Origin of the sequence: Fictibacillus halophilus, assembly GCF_016401385.1 — a bacterium.
Lineage (GTDB): Bacteria > Bacillota > Bacilli > Bacillales > Fictibacillaceae > Fictibacillus > Fictibacillus halophilus.
Genome location: NZ_JAEACF010000001.1, coordinates 174,925 through 199,912 on the forward strand (window position 1 = coordinate 174,925; position 24,988 = coordinate 199,912).

Below are 24,988 nucleotides of genomic sequence, written 5' to 3' on the forward strand. Positions count from 1 at the left end.
GAATTTCTAGAATTAATTGTGCCTATACCCCCATTGGTATCAGTGGAAACATCGTTCGATGACCGAAGTGACGGTTATTTAAGCTTTAAAAGGAATCACCCCGACCCGAAATCAGTGAAACTTACAAACCAAGTATCAAAAATATGAATTCAATCAGAATTAACAAACAATTATCACTCACATGCCATTTTCTTTTTTGGGCTACATATATTAAAATGGCGATAAGATAACATCCGCTATAGAAAAGCACAGCGGATCTAAAAGAAGTGAGGAATGCTGTTTGAAGAAGTTAGTTTTAACTGGCGGTGGTTCAGCTGGACACGTAACACCGCATCTGGCCTTAATACCTAAATTAGAAAAGATGGGATGGGACCTGAATTATATTGGTTCTGTTGATGGCATAGAAAAAAGTTTGATTCAAGATGGAACGAACGTGCCCTATCATGGGATATCTAGTGGTAAACTGCGTCGTTATTTTGACTTGAAAAATATAAAGGATCCTTTTAAAGTGGCAGCTGGTGTTGCACAAGCTTATTTCAAGCTAGGAAAAATAAAACCAGATGCTGTTTTCTCAAAAGGTGGTTTCGTGGCAGTACCTGTGGTAATCGCTGCATGGATGCGTAAGATTCCTGTTTACATCCATGAATCTGATATCACGCCAGGTCTTGCTAATAAAATCTCATCTAAGTTTGCTTCTAAGATCTTTGTTACGTTTGATGAAGCGAAGAAGCATTTTGCTGCAGGGCAAGCAATTGTAACGGGTTCACCGATTCGCGATGAACTGCTTCAAGGTTCAAGAGAGAAAGGTTTGTCCTTCTTGGGTTTTCGTAGTCATCTCCCTGTACTCACAATCATGGGCGGTAGCTTAGGAGCACGTAAGATCAATGAAGCTCTTCGTGAAGCTCTACCAGAATTGTTACGTTCTTATCAAATCGTACACATCTGTGGAAAAGGGAACATGGATGAAAGTTTGAAAAATACAGAAGGTTACAGACAGTTTGAGTATATTCAAAGTGAACTTCCAGATGTAGTTGCGGCAACAGACTTTGTGATTTCACGTGCTGGATCGAACAGTATCTTCGAGTGGCTGACGCTTAAAATTCCGATGCTGCTTATCCCGCTTTCAAGAGCGGCGAGCAGAGGGGATCAGATCCTTAATGCTCAATCGTTTGAAAAACAAGGGTATTGCCACGTTCTTTATGAAGAAGAACTAACGAAGGTGACATTGATCACCTCTTTAAAAGATCTGAAAGCTGATCAAGAGCAGATGAAGAAAAACATGGACACATTTAAAGCTTCTGATAGCGTAGATCTTATTCTACGCACGATTACAGGACAGAAGTAAAGATAAGGGGTCTGTCCCGGGGACAGACCCCTTACAATTTAATCTACACCCACATCTTACAAAAACGGAGATGAAAAAGAGATGATGCCAAGCCCCGCCGTACATAGACAAGAAACACCTGCCTATTGGAAGAAGGGTGTTCAAGCTGGATTGCCTATCGCTATTGGCTATATGCCTGTTGCGTTTACCTTTGGTCTGCTTGCTAAAGCGGCAGAGTTAAGTCTTTTTGAAACGATAAGTATGAGCATTATTGTCTTTGCAGGTGCGTCCCAATATATCGCACTATCCATGATTGTTGCATTAAGTGGAGCTGCAGAACTGATACTGACTACTTTCATCATGAATATTCGGCACCTGCTCATGAGTGCTTCTCTCAAAGAACGTGCTGAAGATGATCCTAAATGGTTACGTGCGATCTATGCCTTTTTCATTACGGATGAGACTTTTTCTGTAGCTGCAACCTCACCCGAAAAAAAGATCACGGGAAGCTACCTGCTTGGTTTGGGGCTCGTTGCATACAGCTGTTGGGTGATCTTTTCAGGAGTAGGTTATCTGATGGGATCGGGACTTCCACAATCACTGCAGGATAGTATGGGGATCGCGCTTTATGCGATGTTTATCGCACTGCTCGTACCTGCAGCAAAAAAGAGCAAGAAGGTAATCGCTCTTGCCGCAAGTGCAGCCGTATTAAATTCGATCTTCTCCTTGGTTCCAGCTTTAAAAGGCGGCTGGGGAATTATTCTATCCACTTTAATCGCTGCCGTCACGATCGAATTTTTTATGAGAGGGGATGAGAGAGATGAGTGATCAACTAATATGGGTCATTGTCGGGATGGGTATCGTAACCTATATTCCAAGGATGCTGCCGCTCGTTCTCTTTCATACGAATCATCTACATCCAAGAATACAGGGGATATTGAAGAACGTTCCTTATGCTATATTAGGGGCTCTCATTTTTCCTGGTGTGTTAACCATCAATCCAGAAAGTTATCTATACGGGGGAATAGGTGCAGCGGCAGCATTCATCGCCGCTTGGTTGAATTTAAATGTTATTGTTGTCGTGCTATCTTCTATCTTCGTTTTGTACGGTTATACGTTTTTGTAGGATATTGTCATAATTTACTTTGTAAATAATACACCTTATTAATTGATTTGTAGAAAAGGTGGGCGTATAATCACAATTAAAAGGAGGAGATACAAGATGCCTCATTTAGCTCGTTTTGTTCTAATTGGTTTGTTTTCCGTGTCAGCTTTATCTGTACTCTCTTTTCAAGCCGTTGAGATCTTTCATGCTGTAACGGATGTTGTACAATCTTTTATCTATAAAGATTAATAATTTGTAAAATCGGAGAGCTATCTATAGCTCTTTTTTTTGTTACCTGATAAGCTTCAAATAATGATTAACAAGCTTTCAATTATGGGTACACTTACTAATGGACTAAGCAATAAAGGATGATTTAGATGAAATTAATCGCAATTGATATGGATGGCACTTTAGTTAACCGACAGTTAAAAGTAACAGAAGAGAACAGCGAAACGATTAAAGAAGCTGTAAACGAGGGACATCATGTTGTGATTGCAACAGGTCGCTCTTATGATGAAGCCAAACACACGCTAGAAGATGCTGATCTTCATCTGCCGCTTATATGCGTGAATGGTGCGGAAATACGATCAGAAGGATGGGAGATCCTTTCTTCGATTCCGTTAACGGTTGAGCAATACGAGGATATTAAAAAAATTCTGGACGAAGAAGATATTTATTTTGAACTCTACACGAGCAAAGGAACATTTACAGACAATCGTGAAAAAGCATACGAAGTGATGAAAGATATCGTATTGACTTCCAATCCGGAAGCTACAGATGATGATGTTCAAAAAGCAGCTCTTCGTCGTTTCCGCCTCGGATTAGTAAGTGTTGTTGGAGATTTTGATAGACTCTTGAGTGATAAAGGAATTGAGGTTTATAAATTCCTTGCTTTTTCTAGTGACACTGCAAAACTTCAACGTGCCTTTCAGCATTTAAAAGGTGTTGATTCTCTAGCAGTCAGTGCTTCTGCTGATAACAACTTAGAGATTACGAACAGTGAAGCACAAAAAGGTGTGGCTGTTAAAAGATATGCTGAACTCAAAGGGATCTCTTTAAAAGATACGATGGCGATCGGTGATAACTATAATGATGTTTCCATGTTAGAAGTGGCAGGTTTTCCTGTAGCGATGGGAAATGCTGTTGATGAAGTGAAAGAGATGGCCGCATTTGTCACAAAAGAAAATGACGAGAGCGGTGTCTCGTACGCGATCAAGAAGTTCCTAGAACAAGAATAATATTATTTACAAAAGCTGGTTCGAACATTTCGGACAGGCTTTTTTTATACACACAAACTTCACACGTGATTTACAGGAATGCAAAACCAGGTTAATAATCCCTTGTTAAAGTGACTAAGTAGTTCACTAACAACAAAGGGAGAGTGTAGCATCATGAAGAATATATTTAAAATGGGTGTAGGAGCTTTAGCATTAAGTCTGACATTTATGGGGGCTGATTTTTCTGTGGTTGATGCAAAAGAAAAACATAAAGACATTTTAAATGTTGCACATAGAGGAGCTTCCGGTTATGCTCCGGAACACACGATCACTTCATATAAGATGGGTGAAAAAATGCATGGAGACTATATCGAAGTCGATCTTCAGATGACAAAAGATGGTGAGTTAATCGCTATGCATGACGAGACATTGGACCGTACAACAAACGGAACTGGACAAGTTAAAGATTTTACACTTGAAGAGATCAAACAGCTTGACGCAGGAAGCTGGTTCAATGAGAAATATCCAGAACAAGCAAAGGCGGAATACGAAGGACTTCAAGTGCCAACATTAGAAGAAGTATTTGAAACGTTTGGAAAGAATGCGAACTATTATATCGAAACAAAATCACCAGAAGTATATCCGGGTATGGAACAAAAACTTGTTGACGTAGTAAATGAGTATGGAATTAATAAAGACAAACTGTTAGTTCAATCTTTTAGCTCTGAAAGCTTATTGAAGATGAACGAGATTGACCACTCTGTAAAACTAGTCCAGCTTTTAGATTATACCTCTCCAGCTGAGTTAACGGATAAAGAAGTACAATCAATCAAGCAATATGCAATGGGAATCGGGCCGAACAGCGATATGATCGATCAAGAGTATGTACAAAAAGCCGTTCAAAACGGCCTTGAAATCCATCCGTATACTGTAAATGAAAAAGAAGAGATGCAGAAACTGATCGACTGGGGTGTAACAGGTATTTTCACAAACTTCCCTGATCTTCTGCATGAAGTGATAAAAGGTAAATAACGAAGATAAGCAGCTGATACACGTGTCAGCTGCTTTTCTCTTTTTTTACAAAAAATACTTCGCCATCATCTTGGAGCTGTGCAAAGAAGACTTCTTTGACATCTTGATAGCCCGCACTCTTCAATTGCTGATTCAACCATTCGTCTGACAGATTGTATTCCTTGAATGGCTGATCTATTTTCTCTCCGTTCGAGATCAGCATAGCCGGCAAATATTGAGGAGCTTCTGGTGGTATGTTTAAATCTTCTTTTGTTACAGAGTCTTTGAGAGGCTTCTTTAACACACTTAGTTGTCCATTAGGCTCCATAACAGCATATTCTACTTCAGTAATATCGAAGACAGCACTAATCCTGAGCAGCATCAATAAGTCATCCATAGACATCTGCATACGCTTAAGCTCTTTTTGCATGATCTGCCCTTTTTTTATAATGATGGTCGGCTGACTCTTTGTTAGTTTTGTGAGCAGGGGTGAATGTCTGTTGAGAAATTCTATACCAAACACGGCTAAAGCCCAAAAGCTCAGAGAAGCTAAGCTTTCCCATACGGTGATCTCTTTATGAACGACCATGTCCCCGATGATATTACCCATCGCAATACCTGTTGCATAGTTAAAAAAAGTAAGCTCACCAAGCTGCTTCTTTCCTAGCAGTCTCATGAGCATCAACAAAAAGGCAAAGCCTAGAACTGTACGGTAGATCGTAATTAAGATTCCTTCCATCGTCATCCCTCATTTATATATGCTGTTATCAGGATGCCCAAACAAAAATAAGGCAAACAAAAAAGAGCGAACATGTTGTCCGCTCTTATCATTACTTTCCAAACTGCATACGGAAATGAATTAATTTTTTTAACATAAAGAATGCCAAAACGCCACCTAGAGCTGCAGATAGGTAATAGCCAATCAATGATCTCGAATCATAGTCGCCAAATACTTCGCCACCTAACATACCGAACGTTAGGGCAAAGCATAATACAACGCCAAAGGTGAAGAATCCTCTTCCTTTTTCAAAAACAAGTAATCTACCGTTGTTCTCGTTCTTTGTTTTACTAAAGAACAAAGTTCCAAAAACGACGGATAAAATCGTGTAAGCCAACGGAATGAGTAACATAACGTAAGGTGTATGTGACAAATCAGTAAAAGAATTTTCTGTTGAAAGATTTATATCATAGCGGAAATCAATGATAGGTATCGGCAATGTAAAACTATTGATTAGATCGCCAAATACTTGAGTAGTATGTGCACCGTGATTGATAGAAATCCCGTGGTTCTCTAAAAATGATACGACTAGAGATAAGAAACCAAGCGGGAAAAGTAGAAAGATACCACTTAACACTAATTGTGAGACTAGACTGCCTGCAACTGTTCCAATAAAAAGACTAAAAGAAAATATAGCGATAGAAAACGGAATAACGATCATCATAAATTCAAAAAGAAATGCTGCATCCGTTACTTCTGAAAGAATGGTAAACTTTACAATAAGCATACAAACTAACAAGTTCACTAATAGACTTGTTATTATATGACCAACTCCAAAGATCCATTTTGAAAGAAAGATATCTTTACGTTTAAACGGAAGTGAGAACGTTAGATCAGTAGCATGAGACGTACGTTCACTGCCCACTAAAAGTGCAGCTAATCCTACTATTAAAAAGAGAAATAATACGATATCGGAACCAGTAAAATGAAAGTTTAAGTAATAGTTCTCAGGTGCATCACGATACGGATTATTTTTTTCAGTTAACATGGTTTGTGCTTTTCCAAAAAAAGAATATGGCAGAAACAGAAACAACGAAATATAGATTCCCCATACGGCAGGACTTCCTAGTTTTTGGTTCCTCATCCACAATGCTTTATGAAACATGTGATTCACCTCCAAGTGTTGAAATGAAAATATCTTCGAGTGTCATAGGTAGTTCTTCTAATAATAGCGGATTCTCTGAGTTCATCTTTTCAAGTGTCGCGTCAATGTTACCTTCGATCATCAATGTATAGACACGTCCTGTTTGATTTAAGATATTCACGTTGTTCAATTGCTCAATCTTTTCAGGCAGAGAGTGTTTGTAAACAACTTGTACTTTGCGGAACGATGATTTCGCATCCTCGATAGAGGTTGTGGATTCAATTCGTCCTTCTTTAATCATGATAAGAACATCTGCCATCTTCTCTACTTCCTCTAAATGATGAGTAGAGATGAGAACACATAACTGTCGCTCGCTCACTTCTTCAATAATAAATTGCAAGATGTTTCTTTTCACGATAGGATCAAGTCCGTTTGTTGGTTCATCTAAAATAATTAGATCCGATTTCGTTGAAAAAGAAAGGATCATTAAGAACAGTGCCTTCATTCCTTTAGAGTATGTTCTGATCTTTTTATTCTTAGGAAGTTTAAAGCGGTCCAGCAGAGAGTAGAAGTACACAACATCAAAATCTTCGTAAATCGCATCGTAAAGCTTTACGATCTCTTTCACGCTATAGCTCTTTAAAATCTCAGTCGAGTCAGGTACATACGTGATCTTTTGTTTAACCTGAGGATCTTGATGAATATCTGTATCATTAAAGAGCACTTGCCCCTCATCAGGATCTAAAATACCGGCGATCACGCGAAGCAGCGTAGACTTTCCAACACCGTTTCTTCCGACCAAACCTGCAATTGTACCTGGTTCAAGTGTAATGTTCACATGATCTAACACTTGAGACCCTTCTATCGTTTTACTAATATTATTCACTCTCAGCATGACTGTCTTTACCCCCAAGCTCTTCTGAAAAGTTTTTCAACCACTTTGATAATGTTTTATGATTGATACCAAGGTAGGAAGCTTCAATAATTAACTGTTTCAGCTGTTGTTTAAGTTCCGTAATTTTTTGATCATCAGCTTTAGGGATGATAGAAGCGGAAACGAATGTGCCTTTTCCTCGTAAGGTCTCGATGATGCCTTGGCGCTCTAATTCTTGATAAGCTTTACTCACTGTATTTGGATTAATCAGCAATGTTCCTGATAGTTCGCGTACCGAAGGCAATTTATCTTCTGGCAACAAAATTTCTCTCAAGATCAGTTCCTTGATCTGATGAACAACTTGTTCCCATATCGGCGTATTGCTTCGGGGATCTAAATTCAATATCATGTTATCCCACCTTTATATACTATATGTGTGTATTACTGTGTATAGTACACTTATAACATACAAGATTAGTAAATTTATGTCAACGTACTTTTCTTTACTTTTTTTGAGTAGGATAACTACAATGAAAGAAGGAGGGATGAGACGTGAAATCTATTATTGATGATGCGAAGTTGCTTATTTTTGATTTAGACGGAACTCTATATGAAGATACAGACCATTTTGATTATTACTGCCGATTGTTACAAAAAAGGGTGACTGATGAGAAAAAGCAAGCCTTTTGGGATACATATGAAAGTATGAAGAAAGGAACACACCCTGTTGCGATTGGTAAAGTGTATGATATAAAAAATGATGCAAGTGTTACGGTTGATCCTATGACCCTGCAAGTAACAAAAGTAACTTCCTTTGATGGAATTGAGTGGTCAGAGGATAGAGTGAAAGCAGAATTTTCAGGTGAGCTCGTATATGACTTTGAAAGATTGATCGCGATCGGCGATGGGTGGTGGCTGCCATATGCTACTGCTATGCATTTCGGCTTGAAACAAGCAGATACGTGGGAATGCTACAACGCGACAAAAGAATACATGGTAACCGATCAGTTCCAGCTTTCGAAAACACCAGGGCTCAAACAAGCACTGTATCGTTTAAAGGATAAGAAAAAAGTGGTTCTTTTAACAAACAGTGAAATAGAAGATGTGAAACGCTTGTTACATGAGTTAGAGCTTAATGGCCTGTTTCATGCTCTTTATACGGAAAGTGAAAAGCCGTTAAAGACGAAAGGAAAATTAAAGACGATATTGAATGAATATGGCGTACAGCCACATGAAGCAGTATCGATTGGTGATAATTTTATAAATGAAATCGCACCTGCACTTCTTATGGGATTAAAAGCGGTTTACATTCAGCCAAATTCCATAGAAGTAGATCATGAAAATCTTCATATCGTACCAACGTTAGCGAATGCTCTGTAATATTTTCAAAGTATTTTATGAAAGCTTGTTCTAATTTGGACAAATCGCCCTACACTTTATAGTAGGTAATAAAGGGGGGCGCATGCTTTGAAAAAATCGTTATGGTTTGTAATCGGCTTTGCTATATACGCGGGTTTGATGTGGTTCTACTTGTTTCAAGGAGCAGACGCAAACTTGCCTGTGCATCTAAAAGGCTCTGCTGCTGATCCAGCAGTCTTTATGACAGACCGTGAACTGGAACTTAGCACTGATTTTTCACGAATAAAAGATTTTATCTACTTCATTTCTGTGCCGCTCGAGTGGTTGATCTATCTGTTTGTGCTAGGATTCGGATTATCTAAATGGTTCCGAAAAGCTTCTAGTGGATTAACAAGGTTCTCTATTGTACACACCGGCCTCTACGTACTGTTACTTTCGTTTGCTAGCTGGGTGTTAACATTCCCACTCCGTTACTACAGCTTTACTGTTTCCAAAAGTTACAATATATCCGTTCAATCTTTCCACAGCTGGATGAGAGATGGACTAGTGGATTTCTGGATCAACTGGCTGTTAACAACCGTGATGGTCGCTGTTATGTATTGGTTGATCAAAAAATACGAAAAAAGATGGTGGCTTTACGCTTGGCTGCTTTCCGTACCATTTACTTTGTTTCTCTACTTTATTCAGCCTGTTGTAATCGATCCGTTGTATAACAAGTTCTATCCGCTGCAGGATGAAGTTCTAAAAGGGAAAATTCTAGATATTGCAGAAAGAGCCGACATACCAGCGGAAAATGTTTATGAAGTGAACATGTCTGAAAAAACAAATGCATTGAATGCTTATGTAAATGGGATCGGGTCAAATCTACGCATCGTCCTATGGGATACAACACTAAATAAATTGAGTGACAATCAAGTCTTGTTTGTCATGGCCCACGAGATTGGTCATTATGTCATGAACCATTTGTATTGGAACTTAATTTCATCTGTCGTCTTATCGTTCTTAGGCCTCTGGCTCGGAAATATCATCTATCGAAAATGGGTCGAGAAGTACGGAAAATCATGGGGGATAAAGGGAATAGGAGATCTAGCGGCACTTCCCGCATTGCTATTGATCTTTTCCTTACTGAGCTTTGCTGTATCTCCAGTCGAAAATGCAGTTTCGAGGAAAGCTGAACGTGACGCTGATCTGTATGCCATTCAGATGACAAACAATCCTAAAGCTGCAGTAGGGGCATTCCAAGAACTAGCGACCGTCTCTTTAAGCGAGGTGAACCCACCAAAGATCGTAAAATGGTTTTTATACGGCCATCCTACCATGCTAGAGCGCATTCACTTCTTAGATAGCTATAAAACGAGTAAAAAGATGGAATAAATATAAAAACTGGCTTCTTTGATAGTGGAAATGCCACTTCAGAAGCCAGTTTTTTTGTGGATGTATTTAATGTGTGAAGCAACTCTTAGTGAGATTTGTGTTTATGATCGATTCCCATATTCCATCCCTAGCACCGCCACATACCATCACATGCTCCAAGACCAATCACTGCACAGCTTTCAAACTAACATTCGGCAGAACGAGTACTTCTACGCGGCGGTTTTTTGCTCGCCCTTCCGGTGTTTTATTCTCTGACTTTGGACGGTACTCTCCATAACCGCTTGCACTGACCTGATTCGGTTTCAATGCAGGGTTCTCGAGCAGAACGCGCATAAAATTAATGCCTCTTAATGCGCTAAGTTCCCAGTTTGATTGAAAGTTTGCTGTACTGATCGGTACGTTATCCGTATGGCCAGCGATGACAATATTACGTGGTGGCGTGGTAACGAGTAGATCTGAAAGTTTTTTTCCGATCTCCACAGAACCAGGTTTAACGGTAGCACTTCCAGAATCGAACAAAGCATTATCTAAGATGGTGATCAACAAGCCGTTCTCTGTTAGCTTAGTTTGTAGACTAGAATCTAACTTGTTCGTTTGAATATAGGCATTGATCTTTTTTTCCATCTCTTCTAATTGTTCAAGTTCTTTCTTTGCTGCTTCGAGTCGTTCTTTCTCTTCTTTAGAAATGACTTCTTTTTGCGCATCAGGAATAGGAGTGGAGTCTGGAGAAGGAATAGGGACCTGTTCTTCCATGACACCGGTTCCACCTGTGAATTCATTCCGAAACGCACTTGCCATCTGTTTGAACTTTTGAGCATCGATCTCACTCATAGCAAAAAGTACGATAAACAATGCTAACAAAAGCGTGAGCATGTCTGCATAAGGAATGAGCCAAGATTCATCCACATGTTCATCATGATGCTTTTTCTTTTTAGCCAACTGAACCACCTGCTTTGTATTGATCGCGTTCGCTAGTTGGAATATACGTTAACAGTTTTTCTTCTAAAATTTTTGGTGAAGTTCCGTCTTGAATAGATAATAGTCCTTCGATCATGATCTCTTTAATCATGATTTCTTTTTTTGATTTTCGTTTTAATTTATTCGCGAAGGGGTGCCACAACACATATCCAGAGAAAATACCAAATAAAGTAGCGATAAAGGCTGCAGAAATGGCTTTTCCTAATGCAGTAATGTCGGCCATGTTTCCTAGTGCCGCAACTAAACCTACAACTGCACCTAAGACACCAAGAGTCGGAGCATATGTCCCCGCTTGAGTAAAGATGGTAGCGTTGCTGGCATGACGTTCTTCCATCGTTTCTAGGTCTTTCATTAAGACATCTTTAATAAATTCAGGGGGTTGTCCGTCCACGATCATCTTGATTCCTTGCTGAAGGAAGGGGTCATCCACTTCTTCAGCTTTTGGCTCTAACGCGAGCAAGCCTTCTTTACGAGCGACTGTTGCCCATTCAATAAAAATCGTTACAAGCTCTTTCATATCAATGAGTTTTTGCTCTTTAAATAAAATCTTGAAAAGAGCAGGAATCTTTTTGATCTCGTTGAGCGGAAATGCGATGAGGATAGCTGCTGCAGTTCCCGCAAATATAATAAGCAATGCTGCGGGATTCAATAAGGCTGTTGGACTTGCGCCCTTTAAAAACATTCCGACACCTACAGCCAGTATGCCTAGAATGACTCCGATTAATGTTGTGCGATCCATAATGATGTTCCTCACTTTATCTTTAAATTCTGTATCTTTTTCCTGTGTTATATTTTCTTTTATATCGGAAAGATAAAGGGAAACTTAATGATAAAAGTTGGAAAAAATGTGATCCAAAATACTTTATTTAACGTTATCTTTATACATCCATCGTAAAAAAAGACAAATACTTCCTCATTTTGATATGATAGATTTATTCTGTGTGCAGTAAAGGAGACAAAAGATGGGTAGAACTTCTGATTACGAACTTTATCAAAAAGTTCAAGAAGAAAATAAAGAAGCCCTTGAAATGCTGTATGACCGATATGAAAAGCTATTGTTTTCTTTTTCATTTAAAATGTTGAGGCAAAAAGAGTTGGCTGAAGAGGCAGTTCAAGACGTTTTTATGAAACTGTGGCGAAAAAAGGGGCTCTATTCAGAGGATAAAGGGAAATTTTCTTCATGGCTTTTAACCGTTACCAGGAATGCTTGTATTGATTTAATACGAAAGCAACAAAAGAATGAAGTTGAGATTCTTGAAAAAGATATAGATCATGAACGAACTGAGAGTGTAGAAGAAACAGTTACTTGGAACGAGGAAAGAGAGGGGCTGAAGAAAGCTGTGTCTTCTTTAACCGAAGAGCAGCAAGATATTGTAGAGATGTTCTATTTTAAAGGCTACTCACAATCAGACATCGCAGAGCGAAAGAATATACCTCTTGGTACCGTAAAAGGAAGGATACGTTTAGCGCTGAAACATTTAAAAAAGATCTATCGAGAGAGGGGGGATAAATATGGAACCGAAAACTTGCGGTAATTTGCTTGATTATTATAATGGGTTGCTAGAAGGAAAAGAAAAAGATGCATTTGAAAAACACCTGAAGCAATGCGACGCCTGTCAAGAAGAATGGGCAGAATGGCAAGACCTCACAGCTGATCTTCCATATTTATCAGAAGAGGCACAACCTCCGATTGGAATGAAAGAACGTATTTTAACAAATGTTACGTCTTCTGATTCAAGCTTTACACGACAAGAAACAGAGACTGTTAACAAAACAGATGAAAATCCGACAAACATTTCACCTCTTTCCCAACGCAGACCAAAACCATGGTTACAGGGTGTACTTGCTGCAGGGCTTTTGTTATCACTAGGTACGAACGCGTATCTTTTTAATGAAAACAACAAAAATGAACAAGTGATTCAAGAACAAATCAACAAAACGTTCAAGACGGTCCAACTTGCTTCAGAAGAAACAGAATCGACAGGTGTAGCATCAATGGTACAAGAAAATGATACGATGAACCTTGTTGTTCAGACAAATAACTTAACTCAAGTTAAAGGAACAGAGACTTATCAGGTTTGGCTGATCGAAGGAGACAAACCTTATCGAGCTGGCACATTTACTCCAGACGAAAATGGAAATGGTGCAGTGGTGTTCCCAGTGAAATTTGAAGGCGAACACAAATGGGATGCTGTTGCGATCTCACACGAACCAACTCCAAATAGTAAGAAGCCACTTGGTACGATTGTAATGGCCTCTAATTTATAAGTACCCGGCAGACAACAGCTTAAACATAAGTTGTTGTCTTTTTTATCTTTTAGGACAATGGATACACTTCCTAGGCTGGCACTCTTCTACTATAAGACGATTAGGAGGAACTTTGCAGTATCAGGACAAAATCCTCTATAATGAATGCAGTGAAAGAACTCGAAAAGAGGAATGGTAATGAGAATAAAATCGATCGTGATTCTTCTAATATTTGCTGGCTTGATTGGTCTAGCATTTTATACAGCTATGGATAAGAAGGAAGAGCAATCAACGGAAGTTAAAGATGAAGAAAATACTGGACTGAAACAAGGAAGTATAGCCCCCGCCTTTTCATTAAGAACGTTAGATGGAAAGCAAGTGGACTTAAAGGATTATCGTGGAAAAAAAGTGATCGTAAACTTTTGGGCTACGTGGTGTCCTCCATGCAGGGAGGAGATGCCCGAGATGGAGAAGTTCTATAGAGATTATAAGAATAAAGATGTAGAAATATTAGCAATAAATCTTGAGTACTCTGAATCAAATACAGAGAAAGTAAGCAAGTTTGTCCAAGAATATAAGCTGTCGTTTCCCATTCCTCTTGATGAAAAGAATACAATCGGAAAACAGTTTAGGGCCGTGTCGATTCCTACTAGCTATTTTATTGATGAAAAAGGAATGATTAGTAATTCGCACATAGGTCCAATGGATTATAAATTTTTGAAGAGAGAAATTGACAAGATGAATAGGTAAGTATTGAATTAAAGCCTTTGACCGACTTATCAAGGGCTTTTTTTGTTATTTTTATTTTTGGTTGAAATAGTTAATTTGTGAAAACACTCCTAAAGACCTGTATACTTTATTGTAAAAAATGGGAAAGTCGTCCAATAGGGAAAATAATAAATTTGTCGAATTAAAAAGTTTAGTGAAGTAAAGGTGAAGTGGATAAATCTCATAATAGCCCAAGCAACAGAAAAGGAAATTCTGTAATAAGAAGGGGACTACTTAATGAACAAGCAATATGAAGAAGTTGAAATTAAACGTATTGCCGATTTTCACCATTCTCTTAACCGTTGCCCTATCCATCTTTTCGGATTGCGAAGAGATGCTGAAGGTGAATATAAATTTACCTATTCTGCAGGTTCTATGCTTGATGAACTCGGTGTATCCCTCAAACCTTCTCCGGGAACAAATCTTCATGACCTATATGCTAAAGAGTTGATTGCTGAATGGATTGATCCGTTAGAAAAAGCATTTTCAGGTTCAACCCAAACCGCAGATATTAACTTAGGTGTTAGGAGTATCCGCACAACTATATATCCTGTAACTCGGAACAATCGAGGTGTTCAGGAGGTTGTAGGTACATCCTATATAACATCGGACAAAGAGACAGAACAGACAAATGTTCAAAACTTAAAAAAGTTTAAACAATTGTTTAACCATGCCTTAGAAGCAATCGTCCTATGTCGTTCCAATATGGAGATTGCAGAAGTGAACAACCGTGCGTGCGAACTATTACAACTATCTAAAGAAGAACTCATTGGAATCAGTGCAGATCAATTTTTTGTGGGAAACGGTAAAGAAGGAATCCGTAAGAAATGGAAAGAAGTTTTAAACGGAAAAAAGATTGAAGGAGAGTTTCGCTACAAGACACCAGATGGTCTGGCGAAAGAGATTGAATACTCTTGTGAAAAAGATATCGTAGATAATTTACATGTTACGGTTTTGAGAGATGTAACGGATCAAAAGCTTACCGAACAAAAATTATTAAAAGCGGAAGCGTTAAATGTAGTAGGAGAGCTTGCAGCAGGTGTAGCACATGAAATACGTAATCCTTTAACTTCTTTAAAAGGTTTTGTTCAATTAATTCAGAATCAAACGGCTGAATTTGATCAATATCTCACAATTATTCTCACTGAAGTTGATCGAATTGAACATATCATCAAAGAGTTTTTGGTGCTATCCAAAAGCAATTCGCAAAATTTTAAGATGTCTTGTGTGACCGATATCATTAATGACACTGTTGACCTGTTAAACACGCAGGCGATCATGAAAAATATTGAGATTAAAAAGAATTTGGAGGATCAAATACCTTTGATCTTCTGTGACTCTCTGCAACTTAAACAAGTGTTCATCAACTTTTTGAAGAACGCGATCGAAGCTTCTGCTGTAGGCGATTGTGTAGAAATTAACATGAAGTTATCAAGAAAAAAGGATTTTCTTCAAGTTCAGATTCGAGATTATGGATGCGGTATGGATGAAACAGTAATGAAGAAGATCGGCAAACCCTTTTTCACTACAAAAGATGAGGGTACTGGTTTAGGGTTGATGGTAAGTACAAACATCATTAAACACCATAATGGAAGGTTAGATGTGAAAAGCAAAAAAGGTAAAGGCACTATGTTTACCATAACCATTCCCATCCAAAAATAGTTTTAAAAAAGCTTTCCCGATATCGGGAAAGCTTTTTAGTAGTACATTATCCTTTAAACATTTGAACGAACATTTTACCGTATTGTCCACCGTCTACTACACCGATACCAACGCTAGTGTATTCAGACTTAAGGATGTTCTCACGGTGACCTTGAGAGTTCATTAGGCTAGTGTGAGCACCGTCTACAGATGAATTACCTGCAAGGTTTTCACCAGCTGTTTTATATTCAACACCAAACTTCTTCATCATATCAAATGGAGAACCGTAAGTTGGTGAATTGTGGTCGAAATAGTTGTTGTCGATCATATCTTTTGCTTTAACGCGAGCAACTTTTGTTAGTTCAGGATCAGCTTTAAGTGCTGGTAATCCTTGTTTTTCACGCTCTTGGTTTACAAGGTTTAGCATTTGTTGCTCTTGTGCAGTAAGTTCTGCACCTGCTTCAGCTTTTGGTGCTGCTTCAGCTGGAGCTTTTGCTTGCTCTTGTTGTGGAGCTGGTGCTGGAGCAGCTTGTTGTTGCTGTTGTGGAGCTGCTTGAGCTTGTTGAGTTTGATTATTATTTAAAGAAGCGAATGGGCATGAAGATGCTGCTTCTGAGATTCCTGCGTTTGCGCCGAATAGGGAAGCGCCTAATACTGATGCTACTACTAATTTTTTCATAAGATGTTTCCCTCCTAATAATTTATCTTACGTGTACAGGTTTCGGGATTTCGGTAGGAGGGTTGGGGGTCTGGAATTATGTACCAGTTTAAGACACCCACAGCTTGGATACATCTTTTGAAATAGCGTCGATTAGAAACGCATCAGGGTTGGAGAGAAGCTCCCATTCTTTGAAGCCGAATGATGGATCGTATAAATTAATCATCAAGCTAAGCAGATTTCCATGCGTAACGATCAGAACAGACTTATAGGATTTTGCTTGCAAGTCATTTATGAAGGAAGTAATTCTTTGCTTTGCTTCAAATGTGGACTCCCCACCAGGAAACTTTAAATGTTCCTCTATATATGTACGTTCTAGATTATCTCTCCAATTTGGATCATCTTCTGCAGAAAGAATCCGTTCGGCTAATCGTTCATCTATCTTTACAGATTGCTCATTTAACTCTGCAAAAGGTTTAATGGTATCAATGGCTCTTTTAAATGGACTCGAGATCACACAATCAAAATGCTGACCCTCTAAAAAGGCAGTCAGTTCTTTGGCTTGCTGTTCTCCTTCAGCAGTTAAAGGAGCATTACATTCTTGACCTTCCGCTTTACAATGTCTAATCGCAGTAATCTTCATGAATCCATCCTTCTTTCTAATAGATAATTCTATTAACAAGGTGTTGATGTTAATTCTCTTAGGCTTCATTGAAAGTTGATTGGAATGTAGGGTGCGAGACTCCTGCGGGACAGGTGGGCAGGTGAGACACTTAAACGTGAAACGTTCGAATGTGGCTCACCGCCTGCCCCGCAGAAAGCGAGCAACTGTAACGGAAATCAACTACTAAAAAGAACCCACAGATTTCCTAAACAATCAATCCATTTAAACAGTTGTTTAATCATTCGAGACGTTAAACCCAAAACCCTCCCGAATACTATTAATGTTGAAACTCGAAGGGAGATTGTTATGTATCCTGAACTAAACCATTTTAAGCAAATGAAAAAAGAATACGATATCGATATTGCTCGCGCTCAAGAAAAGTGGCAGCAACTACATAAACAAAAAGAATGGTCTTCAAATGAATATGAAGAGTTATTAAATGCTTACGGTGTAAGAAACTCAAAAATCACGATGGATGATCTAACAGAAGTAAAGAATAAATACTTGTTAGCTATGGAAAAAGAACGTAACGCCATGGAACAGCTGGATGAATTAAAAGAAAACCGTGATGACCGATTATCTGAGTATTTAAAAACCGTATATTCTTCACGAGATAGAGAATTAGACACGGCAAAAAATAGCATGGAAAAGAAAATACATCAGCTTGAGCGTTTAAAAGCAGAGTACTTAATGATGGTCAAACAAATTCAAGAGATACATGCTTATCGTCAAACGGTTGAAAAAGAAACAAATGAAGCCATCACAAGTTATCAGCAAACATATGAACCAAAAGAAATCCTACCTTTATATCCGGCATTGTCACGTTTGGAGATTCCGCTTGCTGACATTCAATTCGTGTTTCAAAAAGGTGAACTGCCTGATCATCTAAAAAAATATATTCATTTTAATGATGATCCTAAGCGTTTTCCAAGGTAAAAGGTTTTTGTTTCAAGAGGGAGTTTATAACGGAAGCTCCCTTTTATTACAAAACAAAAAAAGCCATAATCCTTAAGAAAGGATTATGGTAAAGAAAACCGAACGCATGATGAAGAAATGGGGGGTAGGGAATTGCTCTGCCGGCCTCTTGCCAACAGGAGAGATTTTGTATCTCACAATCATACTATATGTCCTGAAGAGACAAATGGTATGGACAAGTGCCATGGGCATTCATGTATTTTTGGATATAGAGAAGAAATTATGTCTCCTTAGCCCAACTTTACTCTTTCGTGCCATTTTTTCAAAAGCATCTTTTCTTTATCAGGATGTAATCCTGCTTTCCAATCATCTGGATTTAAGTTTCGGCTTAAAGACCAATCTGCAGTATCTTTAATCGTTTCTTCTATCGGTCTGAAAATTAATCCTTTGTTTATGGCTTTCGTATCATCCGCATAATCTAGTCCACGATAATCTTCACTTGAGATCCAGAGTGGTAACTCCACCCATTCACCGACGTTTTCATTCAATAAGAATGATTCGGTAACAGGTACGATTGTCGTTTGTACTTGACTAAGAAGACATTTTTGCACAACTTCATTGAAATCATACACGCCACCAACGGCTTGATATATCCCATTCTCTTTATTTTCAGCCATTCGTACAATCCAATTCGCTAGATCACGAACATCAATGAATCGAACGGTCGGATCTTTCATCTCAGGAATTAGAATCTCTCCACCTCGAACACCTCTAGTTGGCCAATAAGTGAAACGATCCGTGTAATCATAAGGTCCAACAATCAACCCCGGACGAACGATCAAAGCGTTATCTCCGAATACGTCCAAAATCTCGCGTTCACATGCCGCTTTTAGGGAACCATACTGTTCACCAATCTCAGTGGTGTTTGGATCAGTAAGTTCAGCAGTTTTTGCGTCCTCCGTAATGTTTCGAACGGACTGATCTTCATAAACAGATACAGACGAAACAAAAATGTAGAAAGTCCCTTTTCTCATAAGTGCTTCAGCTGATTTGCGAACTTGCTTTGGAAAATAACCACACGTATCAACTACAATGTCCCATGACCCATTCTCAATTAAGGATAAGTCTATATCTCTGTCTCCGATTATTTCATGAACGTTATCTGTTATACCCACCTTTGCGGTTTTACCTCTATGAAACAAAGTTACTTCATGTTGATTGATGTTAAAAGAATCTGCTACATGTCTTCCTAGAAAACGAGTGCCCCCAATAAGTAATACTTTCATCATTTACACCACCTATTCCATTTTTCTTAAAGCAGGAAGTTTCCACATGATTAAAAGGTTTACAACAATTAAAGAGAGTGCCCCTCCAGACATAATGTTTTCAATAGAAAAGCCATAAGAGATGAGAATGGATGTTGCTGCCAGTGATAAAGGAGCGAGCCCCATACTTGCCATAGTAAGCAAACCCATCAATCTTCCTAGCATGTTCTTATCAACGGAAGACTGAACCGCTGAAATGAGTGGAATATTGGTTGCGGGGAATGTAATTCCAATCAAGAAAATAGTCAACATACATGCATATAGGGAGGAACTTTGACTGAATAAGAAAAAGAATATATTCATGGCGAATAAAGAGACTGTTACCATCAGACCGCGTCTTTTCTTAATGTTTAATATACCTATGATAACGGAGCTAATGAGCATGCCTAGAGCCATAGCACCTTCAATAAAGCTAAAGTCAAGTGCGCTTCCATCGAGCACCTTTTTTACGAAGATCGGCAAGCCCATCATCAACGGCCCGATCACGAAAACATTAAGAAATATCGTACTAAGAAAGAGCGCCTTTAAAAAAGCAGATTGTCTTACTACATCAATCCCTTCTTTTATAGATTGCCACATGCCAGGTTTTGCTGTGCTTGAACTTATGGTAGCAGGGACATTTAGCAAATAAGCAAGAATTGCAGCGAGTAACAGCATAACAGCGGGCACACCGAACGAGAGCATATATCCCCCACTACTTGCAACAAGAAGGCCTCCTATCATTGGTCCAAGTATGAGTGAGCTTTGTTGGGTGGTCTGAATGACTGAATTTGCACGTGTTAATTGAGATTGGTCGACAACATTAGGTAGAAGAGATCCGTTTGCTGGCCATACGAATGCATCGAGTGCTCCAAAAAACAAACCAAAAATAATAAAAGACAGGAGGGAGAGATGTCCTGTTGCGAGCATGATCAACAAGCCAACTAACAAACAGGTTCTTAAAAAGTTAGCGACGAACAAAATCTTCGTTCGACTCATTCGATCTGCCAGTACCCCGCCAATAGCCATAAATAAAATACGAGGTACGTTGGCTGCAATAAATACAATGCCAAGTGAAGCTTCTTTGTCTAAAGTTTTTACGACGTACCAGCTCTGTGAGAATTGAAAAATAGCGATTGAAAAAGAAGAACAAATCGTTATCGCCCATATGAATAAAAAGGAACGCTTTCTGAACAGGGACTCTGTTTTACTTTTCTGGTGTACAGCAATTGTTTCAGCCATCTTATTCTAGCTCCTCTTCCGGATAAGGTGTCTCTTTCAATGGAAATGAGAGCATAAAGTAGTGATAGATCTCACCATCGTCACTCTCATTCATTTTAAATTCTGAGATTAAGTCTGATATTTCTTTTGCTTTGTTATGAAGCAGTTTGACCTGATCCGAAGAAAGCTTTACATGTCTATAACCAAATTTAAGAGGAGAATCTGAATAAGCTAGTACTTCAGGGTCTAATTTACGAACCATAGACTTTGTTTTTTCGAGTGAAACTAATATATTTTCTTTTAGCGCATCTGAGAGTTCATCTCTCACGGCATGCCGTTGATCAGGCAATATTTCGGCAATCGAAAATGAATGAGCAACAGGTCTGTAGAACTTTTGTATAATGCCATTCTTTTCTTCGGTTCTCTCAACGTTAATCAAACCTACACGTTCAAGTTCTTTTAGATGGTAATGAATCTTCGGTGCGGGAACTTCTAAAATGTCTGATAATATCTTTCCAGTCTTAGCATCATCTAAGATCTCCCATAGAATTTTGATCCGGAGTGGGTCAGAGATAACCTTTAACTGCTCAACTTCACGTATCTGATAAATTTCCTTCATGTTCAACACTCCTGAAACGTTCAAATATATTTGAACGTAATATATCTTAATTATATGCGAGTCGTCAACACTTTTACACATTATTTGTAAATAATAGTTCAAATGTTATGAAAATTCTTGTATAATGTTAGTATAATATTCGCATTACAACTTAGAGGCTGGAGGTTCATAGTATGGGGAATAAGGATTTGAAGTCCTATGTGGAGAGATTGGAGAAAGTGCATTACATTGTGTCAAAGCGTTTACACCCGGAAATTGCTATTGAAAAGGAGTTAACGAAAACACAGTTTGTACTTTTGAAGACGTTGTGTATTAGAAATAAATGGACCGTTTCAAAATTAGCTGACTATATGGGTGTAAAACCAAGTGCGATAACTGTTGGTGCGGATCGTTTGTACAAGCGTGGATTTGTAAGTCGTTATCGTAGTGATCTAGATCGTCGAATTGTTTATTTAGAGATTACTGACGAAGGACACGAAATTTTACGAGAGGCTGAAAATGAGAGAGTAAATTCAATTAGTAGTTATCTAAATCATTTATCTACTGAGGAATTAGGTATTTTTATTGATATTTATGAAAAGCTTGCTAGCGGAAATCATTCAAACTCAGACGAGATCGTCCTTACATCACAAACCAGTTGAGGAACTGGTTTTTTTTGTGCACATAACCCTTATTTCTTTCAAAAAACCTCACTCATCAACTAACCAGATGAAAAGGTCAGTGAGCAAGCGAATATAGTTCTCTATTATTTTTTCATAGATTCGATTCTATTTAATTTCTTCACTGCATAGGATGTGATAGAAACGTTAAAAGAAGTGGAGGGCTATACATGTTCACCCCGCAATTGAATATAAAGCGTTTACCTTTATTACTTGCCGGAGCCATGCTATTTATCGTCGTTGCCACTAGTTTTATCACATCCTTTGAGCACAAATATCGATTGAGTTCATCAACCATGCATAAGTGGTTAACGGAATTTTCTGGTGAAGCACTTGTTTATTTTATAGGGTGGGAAAATCGATATTTTACGCAAGAGCTTCCAAAAGAGAGTGAACCGCCGGCTTTATCGAGTGTCTTGTTTGAACTAACTACAAGCATTAAGCCAGGAGATATTCGAAGTCTGTTGGGAAACGAACTTCCTGGATTTGCGCTCTATGATTCAACGATCATTGTTGCTGGGGAAGGAACGGATTACACAAACCTAGCGTACGAGTCGCCGCCGCCTATGGAGCTCCTTCTAAGTGGTGAAGAAGCAGAAGTTCAAGATATCGAGCGATTGGAAGATCCAGATCCTTCTGATTCAGAAAAACCACCAGGTCAAACAACAAGCGGAAAGAAGATCGCTTATATCTATCATTCGCACAGTTGGGAATCATTCTTGCCACATTTAAAAGGTGTAACAAACCCTGACCATGCCATCCATTCTAAAGTAAACATCACGATGGTAGGGAAAAAGCTAGGAGAGGAATTAGAGGCGAGAGGAATTGGTACAACCGTTGACATGACTAACATGACGGAGCTTTTAAGAAAGAATAACACGGATTACCGTAAGAGTTACCCAATGTCACGTACACTCGTCCAAAGTGCGATGTCGAGCAACCAAGATATTGACTTGATTTTTGACCTGCATCGAGACTCGATGAGAGGTAAGTCTACAACTACAGAAATTAATGGGAAGTCTTACGCACGTACTTTGTTCGTTATCGGTAAAGCGAACCCTAATTTTGAAAACAACCAAAAAGCAGCGCAAGAGATCAATGCGATCTTAGATAAAAAATACCCTGGCTTAAGCCGTGGAGTTATCGGAAAAAACAAAACACAGGGAAATGGTGTTTATAATCAAGACCTTTCTGACCACGCTCTCCTAATCGAGTTTGGCGGTGTAGATAACAACATGGATGAGCTGTACAGAAGTGCAGAAGCAGTGGCTGAAGCAGTTGCAGAGTACTATTGGAAAGAAAATGGAGCGAAAAAAGAATAATTTAGTATAAAAAGACTCTAGAGGAACGATAAACCTCTAGAGTCTTTTGTTTAAATAACAAATCATCTTGTCGTAGATTGTCGACTTGTGGATATATGAACAAAATTTTTGGATTGGAGCTGCAAATTTTTGGATAGGGCGTCAAAACTCGTGGATTCACTCTCGTTTAATTCCTCACAATGTATTTGCGCGTCGTACTTCATATAAGCAGTCATATCTGCAAATCCTATAAAAAAATGGTATAAAAAGAGAGAAGTCACTTGTTTTAATTACAAAGGGAAGGGAATAAAAGAGAGAAAGAGAAGATTGGTAAAAAGGAGCACGTGCATGAAACGAATATGGGAATTTTTTCTCACACTATTGTTACTCGTCTGTTTATACATCGTTTTCTTTGCAGAAGGATATGTAATCATCAAAACAGTATTTGGGCTCCTTTACATCGCAGTGATTCTGTATACGATCTATTCGTTGATGCTCGAGAACAGAACAGCTCAACATACACTTCTATGGATTTATGTATTGATATTGTTTCCATTTATCGGATATATGTTCTATCTGTATTCTGGCCAACTTTATTTAAAAGGTCATCTTTTTAAATCAAAAAGAAAGAAAGACAGGGACGAATGGATCAGAGTATCTAAACAGGAAGAAAAGCCTGATTTTAGTGATTTAAAAAGGCATCAACAGTGCTTTGCAACCCACGCTCATCATATTACCCTTACGCGTTTGAACAGAAAAACAAGTTCAAAAATATTAAAGAATGGCCAAGAGACATTCCCTGAAATTTTTGCGAGGTTGGAAGAAGCCAAGGAGTATATACATATTCAGTATTATATTTTCCGCTCAGATCGCCTTGGTAAAGATATTATTGATCTGTTAATTAGAAAAGCCAATGAAGGTGTAAAAGTTAGGTTCCTATATGATGGAATAGGAAGTCTTTCTCTTCAGCAATATGACATCGACAGAATGAAAAAAGCAGGAATCTTAGTTGAAGCTTTCTTACCAGTACGATATGGCTTCTTTAACCAAAAACTCAATTTCAGAAACCATCGTAAGATTATCATTATAGATGGTAAGGTTGGATTTGTTGGAGGATTGAATGTAGGTGTCGAATATTTAGGAGAGGATCCTGAAATTGGTTTCTGGCGTGATACTCACATGGTAATGGAAGGAGAAGGTGTTCAAGTTCTTCATGCGATCTTTTTAATGGATTGGGAATATGTTTGTGGAGAAGATCTGTTAGAAGATAATCACCTTACTACCTCATACCCTGCTGAAGGAGACGGAACCGTTCATGTTGTTGCTAGTGGTCCAGACACCCAGCTAGGAATCATGAGTGATCTTTTCTATTCGCTGATCTCATGTGCAGAGAAATCAATCTGGATTGCAACGCCATACTTCGTACCTAATGAAGCGATTCGAACAGCTTTAAGAGTGGCTGCTAAAAAAGGAGTTCAGGTACGATTATTAGTTCCTGAAATCAATGATGGCTTTTTAACACAATATGCAACGCGTTCCTATTTCCCAGAACTTCTGCGTTCGGGAATAGAAATCTATTCCTACAAAAAAGGATTTCTTCATCAAAAGGTTATCATTATCGATGGTGATACAGCTTCGATCGGTACTGCTAATATGGATATGCGAAGTTTTCATCTTAATTTTGAAGTGAACGTGTTCTTGCTAAATACAGGATCTGTCGGTGATCTCGTAGAACAATACGAAGAAGACATGGTCGAATCTGTTAGAGTTAAACCCGTTGAGTTTTACAAAAGAGGTTTATGGGAACGTACAAAAGAATCATTTGCTCGTTTATTCTCAGGGGTTCTGTAAAGCTCCTACTGTGATACAAAAAAACAAGAATAGAAA

General features: G+C 38.6%; 27 protein-coding genes. 16 read left to right on the forward strand and 11 right to left on the reverse strand.

Annotated features, from left to right (window positions below):
* Window positions 1-280: 280 nt before the first annotated feature.
* The 6 genes from I5J82_RS00980 (at window position 281) to I5J82_RS01000 (ending at window position 4,678) form a co-directional block, all read left to right on the forward strand.
* Complete coding sequence (locus I5J82_RS00980) at window positions 281-1,345, forward strand: undecaprenyldiphospho-muramoylpentapeptide beta-N-acetylglucosaminyltransferase (RefSeq protein ID WP_198766265.1); 1,065 nt, start codon at window positions 281-283, stop codon at window positions 1,343-1,345.
* Between the two features lie 81 nt (window positions 1,346-1,426).
* The gene (locus tag I5J82_RS00985; protein WP_408610370.1) at window positions 1,427-2,152 is read left to right on the forward strand and encodes an AzlC family ABC transporter permease; all 726 of its coding nucleotides are present in this window, start codon (window positions 1,427-1,429) and stop codon (window positions 2,150-2,152) included.
* A complete protein-coding gene (locus I5J82_RS00990) occupies window positions 2,145-2,450 on the forward strand; it encodes an AzlD domain-containing protein (RefSeq protein WP_198766266.1) in 306 nt (101 codons plus the stop codon). The genes I5J82_RS00985 and I5J82_RS00990 overlap by 8 nt, the downstream gene beginning before the upstream one ends.
* A gap of 96 nt (window positions 2,451-2,546) precedes the next feature.
* A complete protein-coding gene (locus I5J82_RS20470) occupies window positions 2,547-2,678 on the forward strand; it encodes a hypothetical protein (RefSeq protein ID WP_269819555.1) in 132 nt (43 codons plus the stop codon).
* Window positions 2,679-2,806: 128 nt separating this feature from the next.
* A complete protein-coding gene (locus tag I5J82_RS00995) occupies window positions 2,807-3,667 on the forward strand; it encodes a Cof-type HAD-IIB family hydrolase (RefSeq protein ID WP_198766267.1) in 861 nt (286 codons plus the stop codon).
* A 207-nt stretch (window positions 3,668-3,874) separates the two neighbouring features.
* Window positions 3,875-4,678 carry a glycerophosphodiester phosphodiesterase gene (locus I5J82_RS01000; protein ID WP_233096531.1) on the forward strand — a complete coding sequence of 268 codons (804 nt, stop codon included), beginning with the start codon at window positions 3,875-3,877 and terminating at the stop codon, window positions 4,676-4,678.
* A 25-nt stretch (window positions 4,679-4,703) separates the two neighbouring features.
* Here I5J82_RS01000 and I5J82_RS01005 read toward each other — a convergent pair whose 3' ends face one another.
* The 4 genes from I5J82_RS01005 to I5J82_RS01020 form a co-directional block, all read right to left on the reverse strand.
* Window positions 4,704-5,396 (reverse strand): DUF421 domain-containing protein, encoded by a 693-nt coding sequence (locus tag I5J82_RS01005; RefSeq protein ID WP_198766269.1) that lies wholly within the window; start codon window positions 5,394-5,396, stop codon window positions 4,704-4,706.
* 91 nt (window positions 5,397-5,487) lie between these two features.
* On the reverse strand, window positions 5,488-6,540 hold the full coding sequence (locus I5J82_RS01010; protein WP_198766270.1) for an ABC transporter permease subunit: 1,053 nt from the start codon (window positions 6,538-6,540) through the stop codon (window positions 5,488-5,490).
* Entirely contained in the window at window positions 6,530-7,414 is an 885-nt protein-coding gene (locus I5J82_RS01015) for an ABC transporter ATP-binding protein (RefSeq protein WP_144702743.1), read from the reverse strand. The genes I5J82_RS01010 and I5J82_RS01015 overlap by 11 nt, the downstream gene beginning before the upstream one ends.
* Window positions 7,398-7,802: a GntR family transcriptional regulator gene (locus tag I5J82_RS01020; protein WP_198766271.1), complete on the reverse strand. Its 405-nt coding sequence runs from the start codon at window positions 7,800-7,802 to the stop codon at window positions 7,398-7,400. Before I5J82_RS01020 ends, I5J82_RS01015 begins: the two co-directional genes overlap by 17 nt.
* A gap of 143 nt (window positions 7,803-7,945) precedes the next feature.
* Between I5J82_RS01020 and I5J82_RS01025 the strand changes: the two genes are divergently transcribed.
* Both I5J82_RS01025 and I5J82_RS01030 read left to right on the forward strand, forming a co-directional pair.
* On the forward strand, window positions 7,946-8,773 hold the full coding sequence (locus I5J82_RS01025) for an HAD family hydrolase (protein ID WP_198766272.1): 828 nt from the start codon (window positions 7,946-7,948) through the stop codon (window positions 8,771-8,773).
* Window positions 8,774-8,860: 87 nt separating this feature from the next.
* A complete protein-coding gene (locus I5J82_RS01030; RefSeq protein ID WP_233096372.1) occupies window positions 8,861-10,126 on the forward strand; it encodes a M48 family metallopeptidase in 1,266 nt (421 codons plus the stop codon).
* Window positions 10,127-10,291: 165 nt separating this feature from the next.
* Here I5J82_RS01030 and motB read toward each other — a convergent pair whose 3' ends face one another.
* Window positions 10,292-11,065 carry a flagellar motor protein MotB gene (motB, locus tag I5J82_RS01035; protein ID WP_198766273.1) on the reverse strand — a complete coding sequence of 258 codons (774 nt, stop codon included), beginning with the start codon at window positions 11,063-11,065 and terminating at the stop codon, window positions 10,292-10,294.
* Window positions 11,058-11,843: a flagellar motor stator protein MotA gene (gene motA, locus I5J82_RS01040; RefSeq protein WP_137790478.1), complete on the reverse strand. Its 786-nt coding sequence runs from the start codon at window positions 11,841-11,843 to the stop codon at window positions 11,058-11,060. The genes motB and motA overlap by 8 nt, the downstream gene beginning before the upstream one ends.
* A gap of 223 nt (window positions 11,844-12,066) precedes the next feature.
* Here motA and I5J82_RS01045 point away from each other — a divergent pair, with 223 nt between their 5' ends.
* The 4 genes from I5J82_RS01045 to I5J82_RS01060 all read left to right on the forward strand — a co-directional run bounded on the left by I5J82_RS01045 (window position 12,067) and on the right by I5J82_RS01060 (window position 15,781).
* The gene (locus I5J82_RS01045) at window positions 12,067-12,639 is read left to right on the forward strand and encodes an RNA polymerase sigma factor (RefSeq protein ID WP_198766274.1); all 573 of its coding nucleotides are present in this window, start codon (window positions 12,067-12,069) and stop codon (window positions 12,637-12,639) included.
* Window positions 12,617-13,372, forward strand: coding sequence for an anti-sigma factor (locus I5J82_RS01050; protein WP_198766275.1), 756 nt, complete (start codon window positions 12,617-12,619; stop codon window positions 13,370-13,372). Before I5J82_RS01045 ends, I5J82_RS01050 begins: the two co-directional genes overlap by 23 nt.
* 177 nt (window positions 13,373-13,549) lie before the next feature.
* On the forward strand, window positions 13,550-14,101 hold the full coding sequence (locus I5J82_RS01055) for a TlpA disulfide reductase family protein (RefSeq protein WP_198766276.1): 552 nt from the start codon (window positions 13,550-13,552) through the stop codon (window positions 14,099-14,101).
* 255 nt (window positions 14,102-14,356) lie between these two features.
* Window positions 14,357-15,781, forward strand: coding sequence for an ATP-binding protein (locus tag I5J82_RS01060; protein ID WP_198766277.1), 1,425 nt, complete (start codon window positions 14,357-14,359; stop codon window positions 15,779-15,781).
* A gap of 46 nt (window positions 15,782-15,827) precedes the next feature.
* Here the strand turns inward: I5J82_RS01060 and I5J82_RS01065 are convergent, their stop codons facing one another.
* Window positions 15,828-16,439: a CAP domain-containing protein gene (locus tag I5J82_RS01065; RefSeq protein WP_198766278.1), complete on the reverse strand. Its 612-nt coding sequence runs from the start codon at window positions 16,437-16,439 to the stop codon at window positions 15,828-15,830.
* Between the two features lie 88 nt (window positions 16,440-16,527).
* On the reverse strand, window positions 16,528-17,061 hold the full coding sequence (locus I5J82_RS01070; RefSeq protein WP_198766279.1) for a histidine phosphatase family protein: 534 nt from the start codon (window positions 17,059-17,061) through the stop codon (window positions 16,528-16,530).
* 327 nt (window positions 17,062-17,388) lie between these two features.
* Here I5J82_RS01070 and I5J82_RS01075 point away from each other — a divergent pair, with 327 nt between their 5' ends.
* Window positions 17,389-18,018, forward strand: coding sequence for a hypothetical protein (locus I5J82_RS01075; protein WP_198766280.1), 630 nt, complete (start codon window positions 17,389-17,391; stop codon window positions 18,016-18,018).
* 269 nt (window positions 18,019-18,287) lie between these two features.
* Here the strand turns inward: I5J82_RS01075 and I5J82_RS01080 are convergent, their stop codons facing one another.
* The 3 genes from I5J82_RS01080 to I5J82_RS01090 are packed head-to-tail and all read right to left on the reverse strand — an operon-like array spanning window position 18,288 to window position 21,141.
* A complete protein-coding gene (locus I5J82_RS01080; RefSeq protein WP_198766281.1) occupies window positions 18,288-19,283 on the reverse strand; it encodes an NAD-dependent epimerase/dehydratase family protein in 996 nt (331 codons plus the stop codon).
* Between the two features lie 12 nt (window positions 19,284-19,295).
* Window positions 19,296-20,543: an MFS transporter gene (locus I5J82_RS01085; protein ID WP_198766282.1), complete on the reverse strand. Its 1,248-nt coding sequence runs from the start codon at window positions 20,541-20,543 to the stop codon at window positions 19,296-19,298.
* 1 nt (window position 20,544) lies between these two features.
* Window positions 20,545-21,141: an ArsR/SmtB family transcription factor gene (locus I5J82_RS01090; protein WP_198766283.1), complete on the reverse strand. Its 597-nt coding sequence runs from the start codon at window positions 21,139-21,141 to the stop codon at window positions 20,545-20,547.
* Between the two features lie 173 nt (window positions 21,142-21,314).
* Here I5J82_RS01090 and I5J82_RS01095 point away from each other — a divergent pair, with 173 nt between their 5' ends.
* The 3 genes from I5J82_RS01095 (at window position 21,315) to cls (ending at window position 24,952) form a co-directional block, all read left to right on the forward strand.
* Window positions 21,315-21,782 carry a MarR family winged helix-turn-helix transcriptional regulator gene (locus tag I5J82_RS01095; protein WP_198766284.1) on the forward strand — a complete coding sequence of 156 codons (468 nt, stop codon included), beginning with the start codon at window positions 21,315-21,317 and terminating at the stop codon, window positions 21,780-21,782.
* A gap of 188 nt (window positions 21,783-21,970) precedes the next feature.
* Window positions 21,971-23,122 (forward strand): stage II sporulation protein P, encoded by a 1,152-nt coding sequence (spoIIP, locus tag I5J82_RS01100; protein ID WP_198766285.1) that lies wholly within the window; start codon window positions 21,971-21,973, stop codon window positions 23,120-23,122.
* Between the two features lie 327 nt (window positions 23,123-23,449).
* On the forward strand, window positions 23,450-24,952 hold the full coding sequence (gene cls / locus I5J82_RS01105; RefSeq protein ID WP_198766286.1) for a cardiolipin synthase: 1,503 nt from the start codon (window positions 23,450-23,452) through the stop codon (window positions 24,950-24,952).
* The last annotated feature ends 36 nt before the right edge of the window (window positions 24,953-24,988 follow it).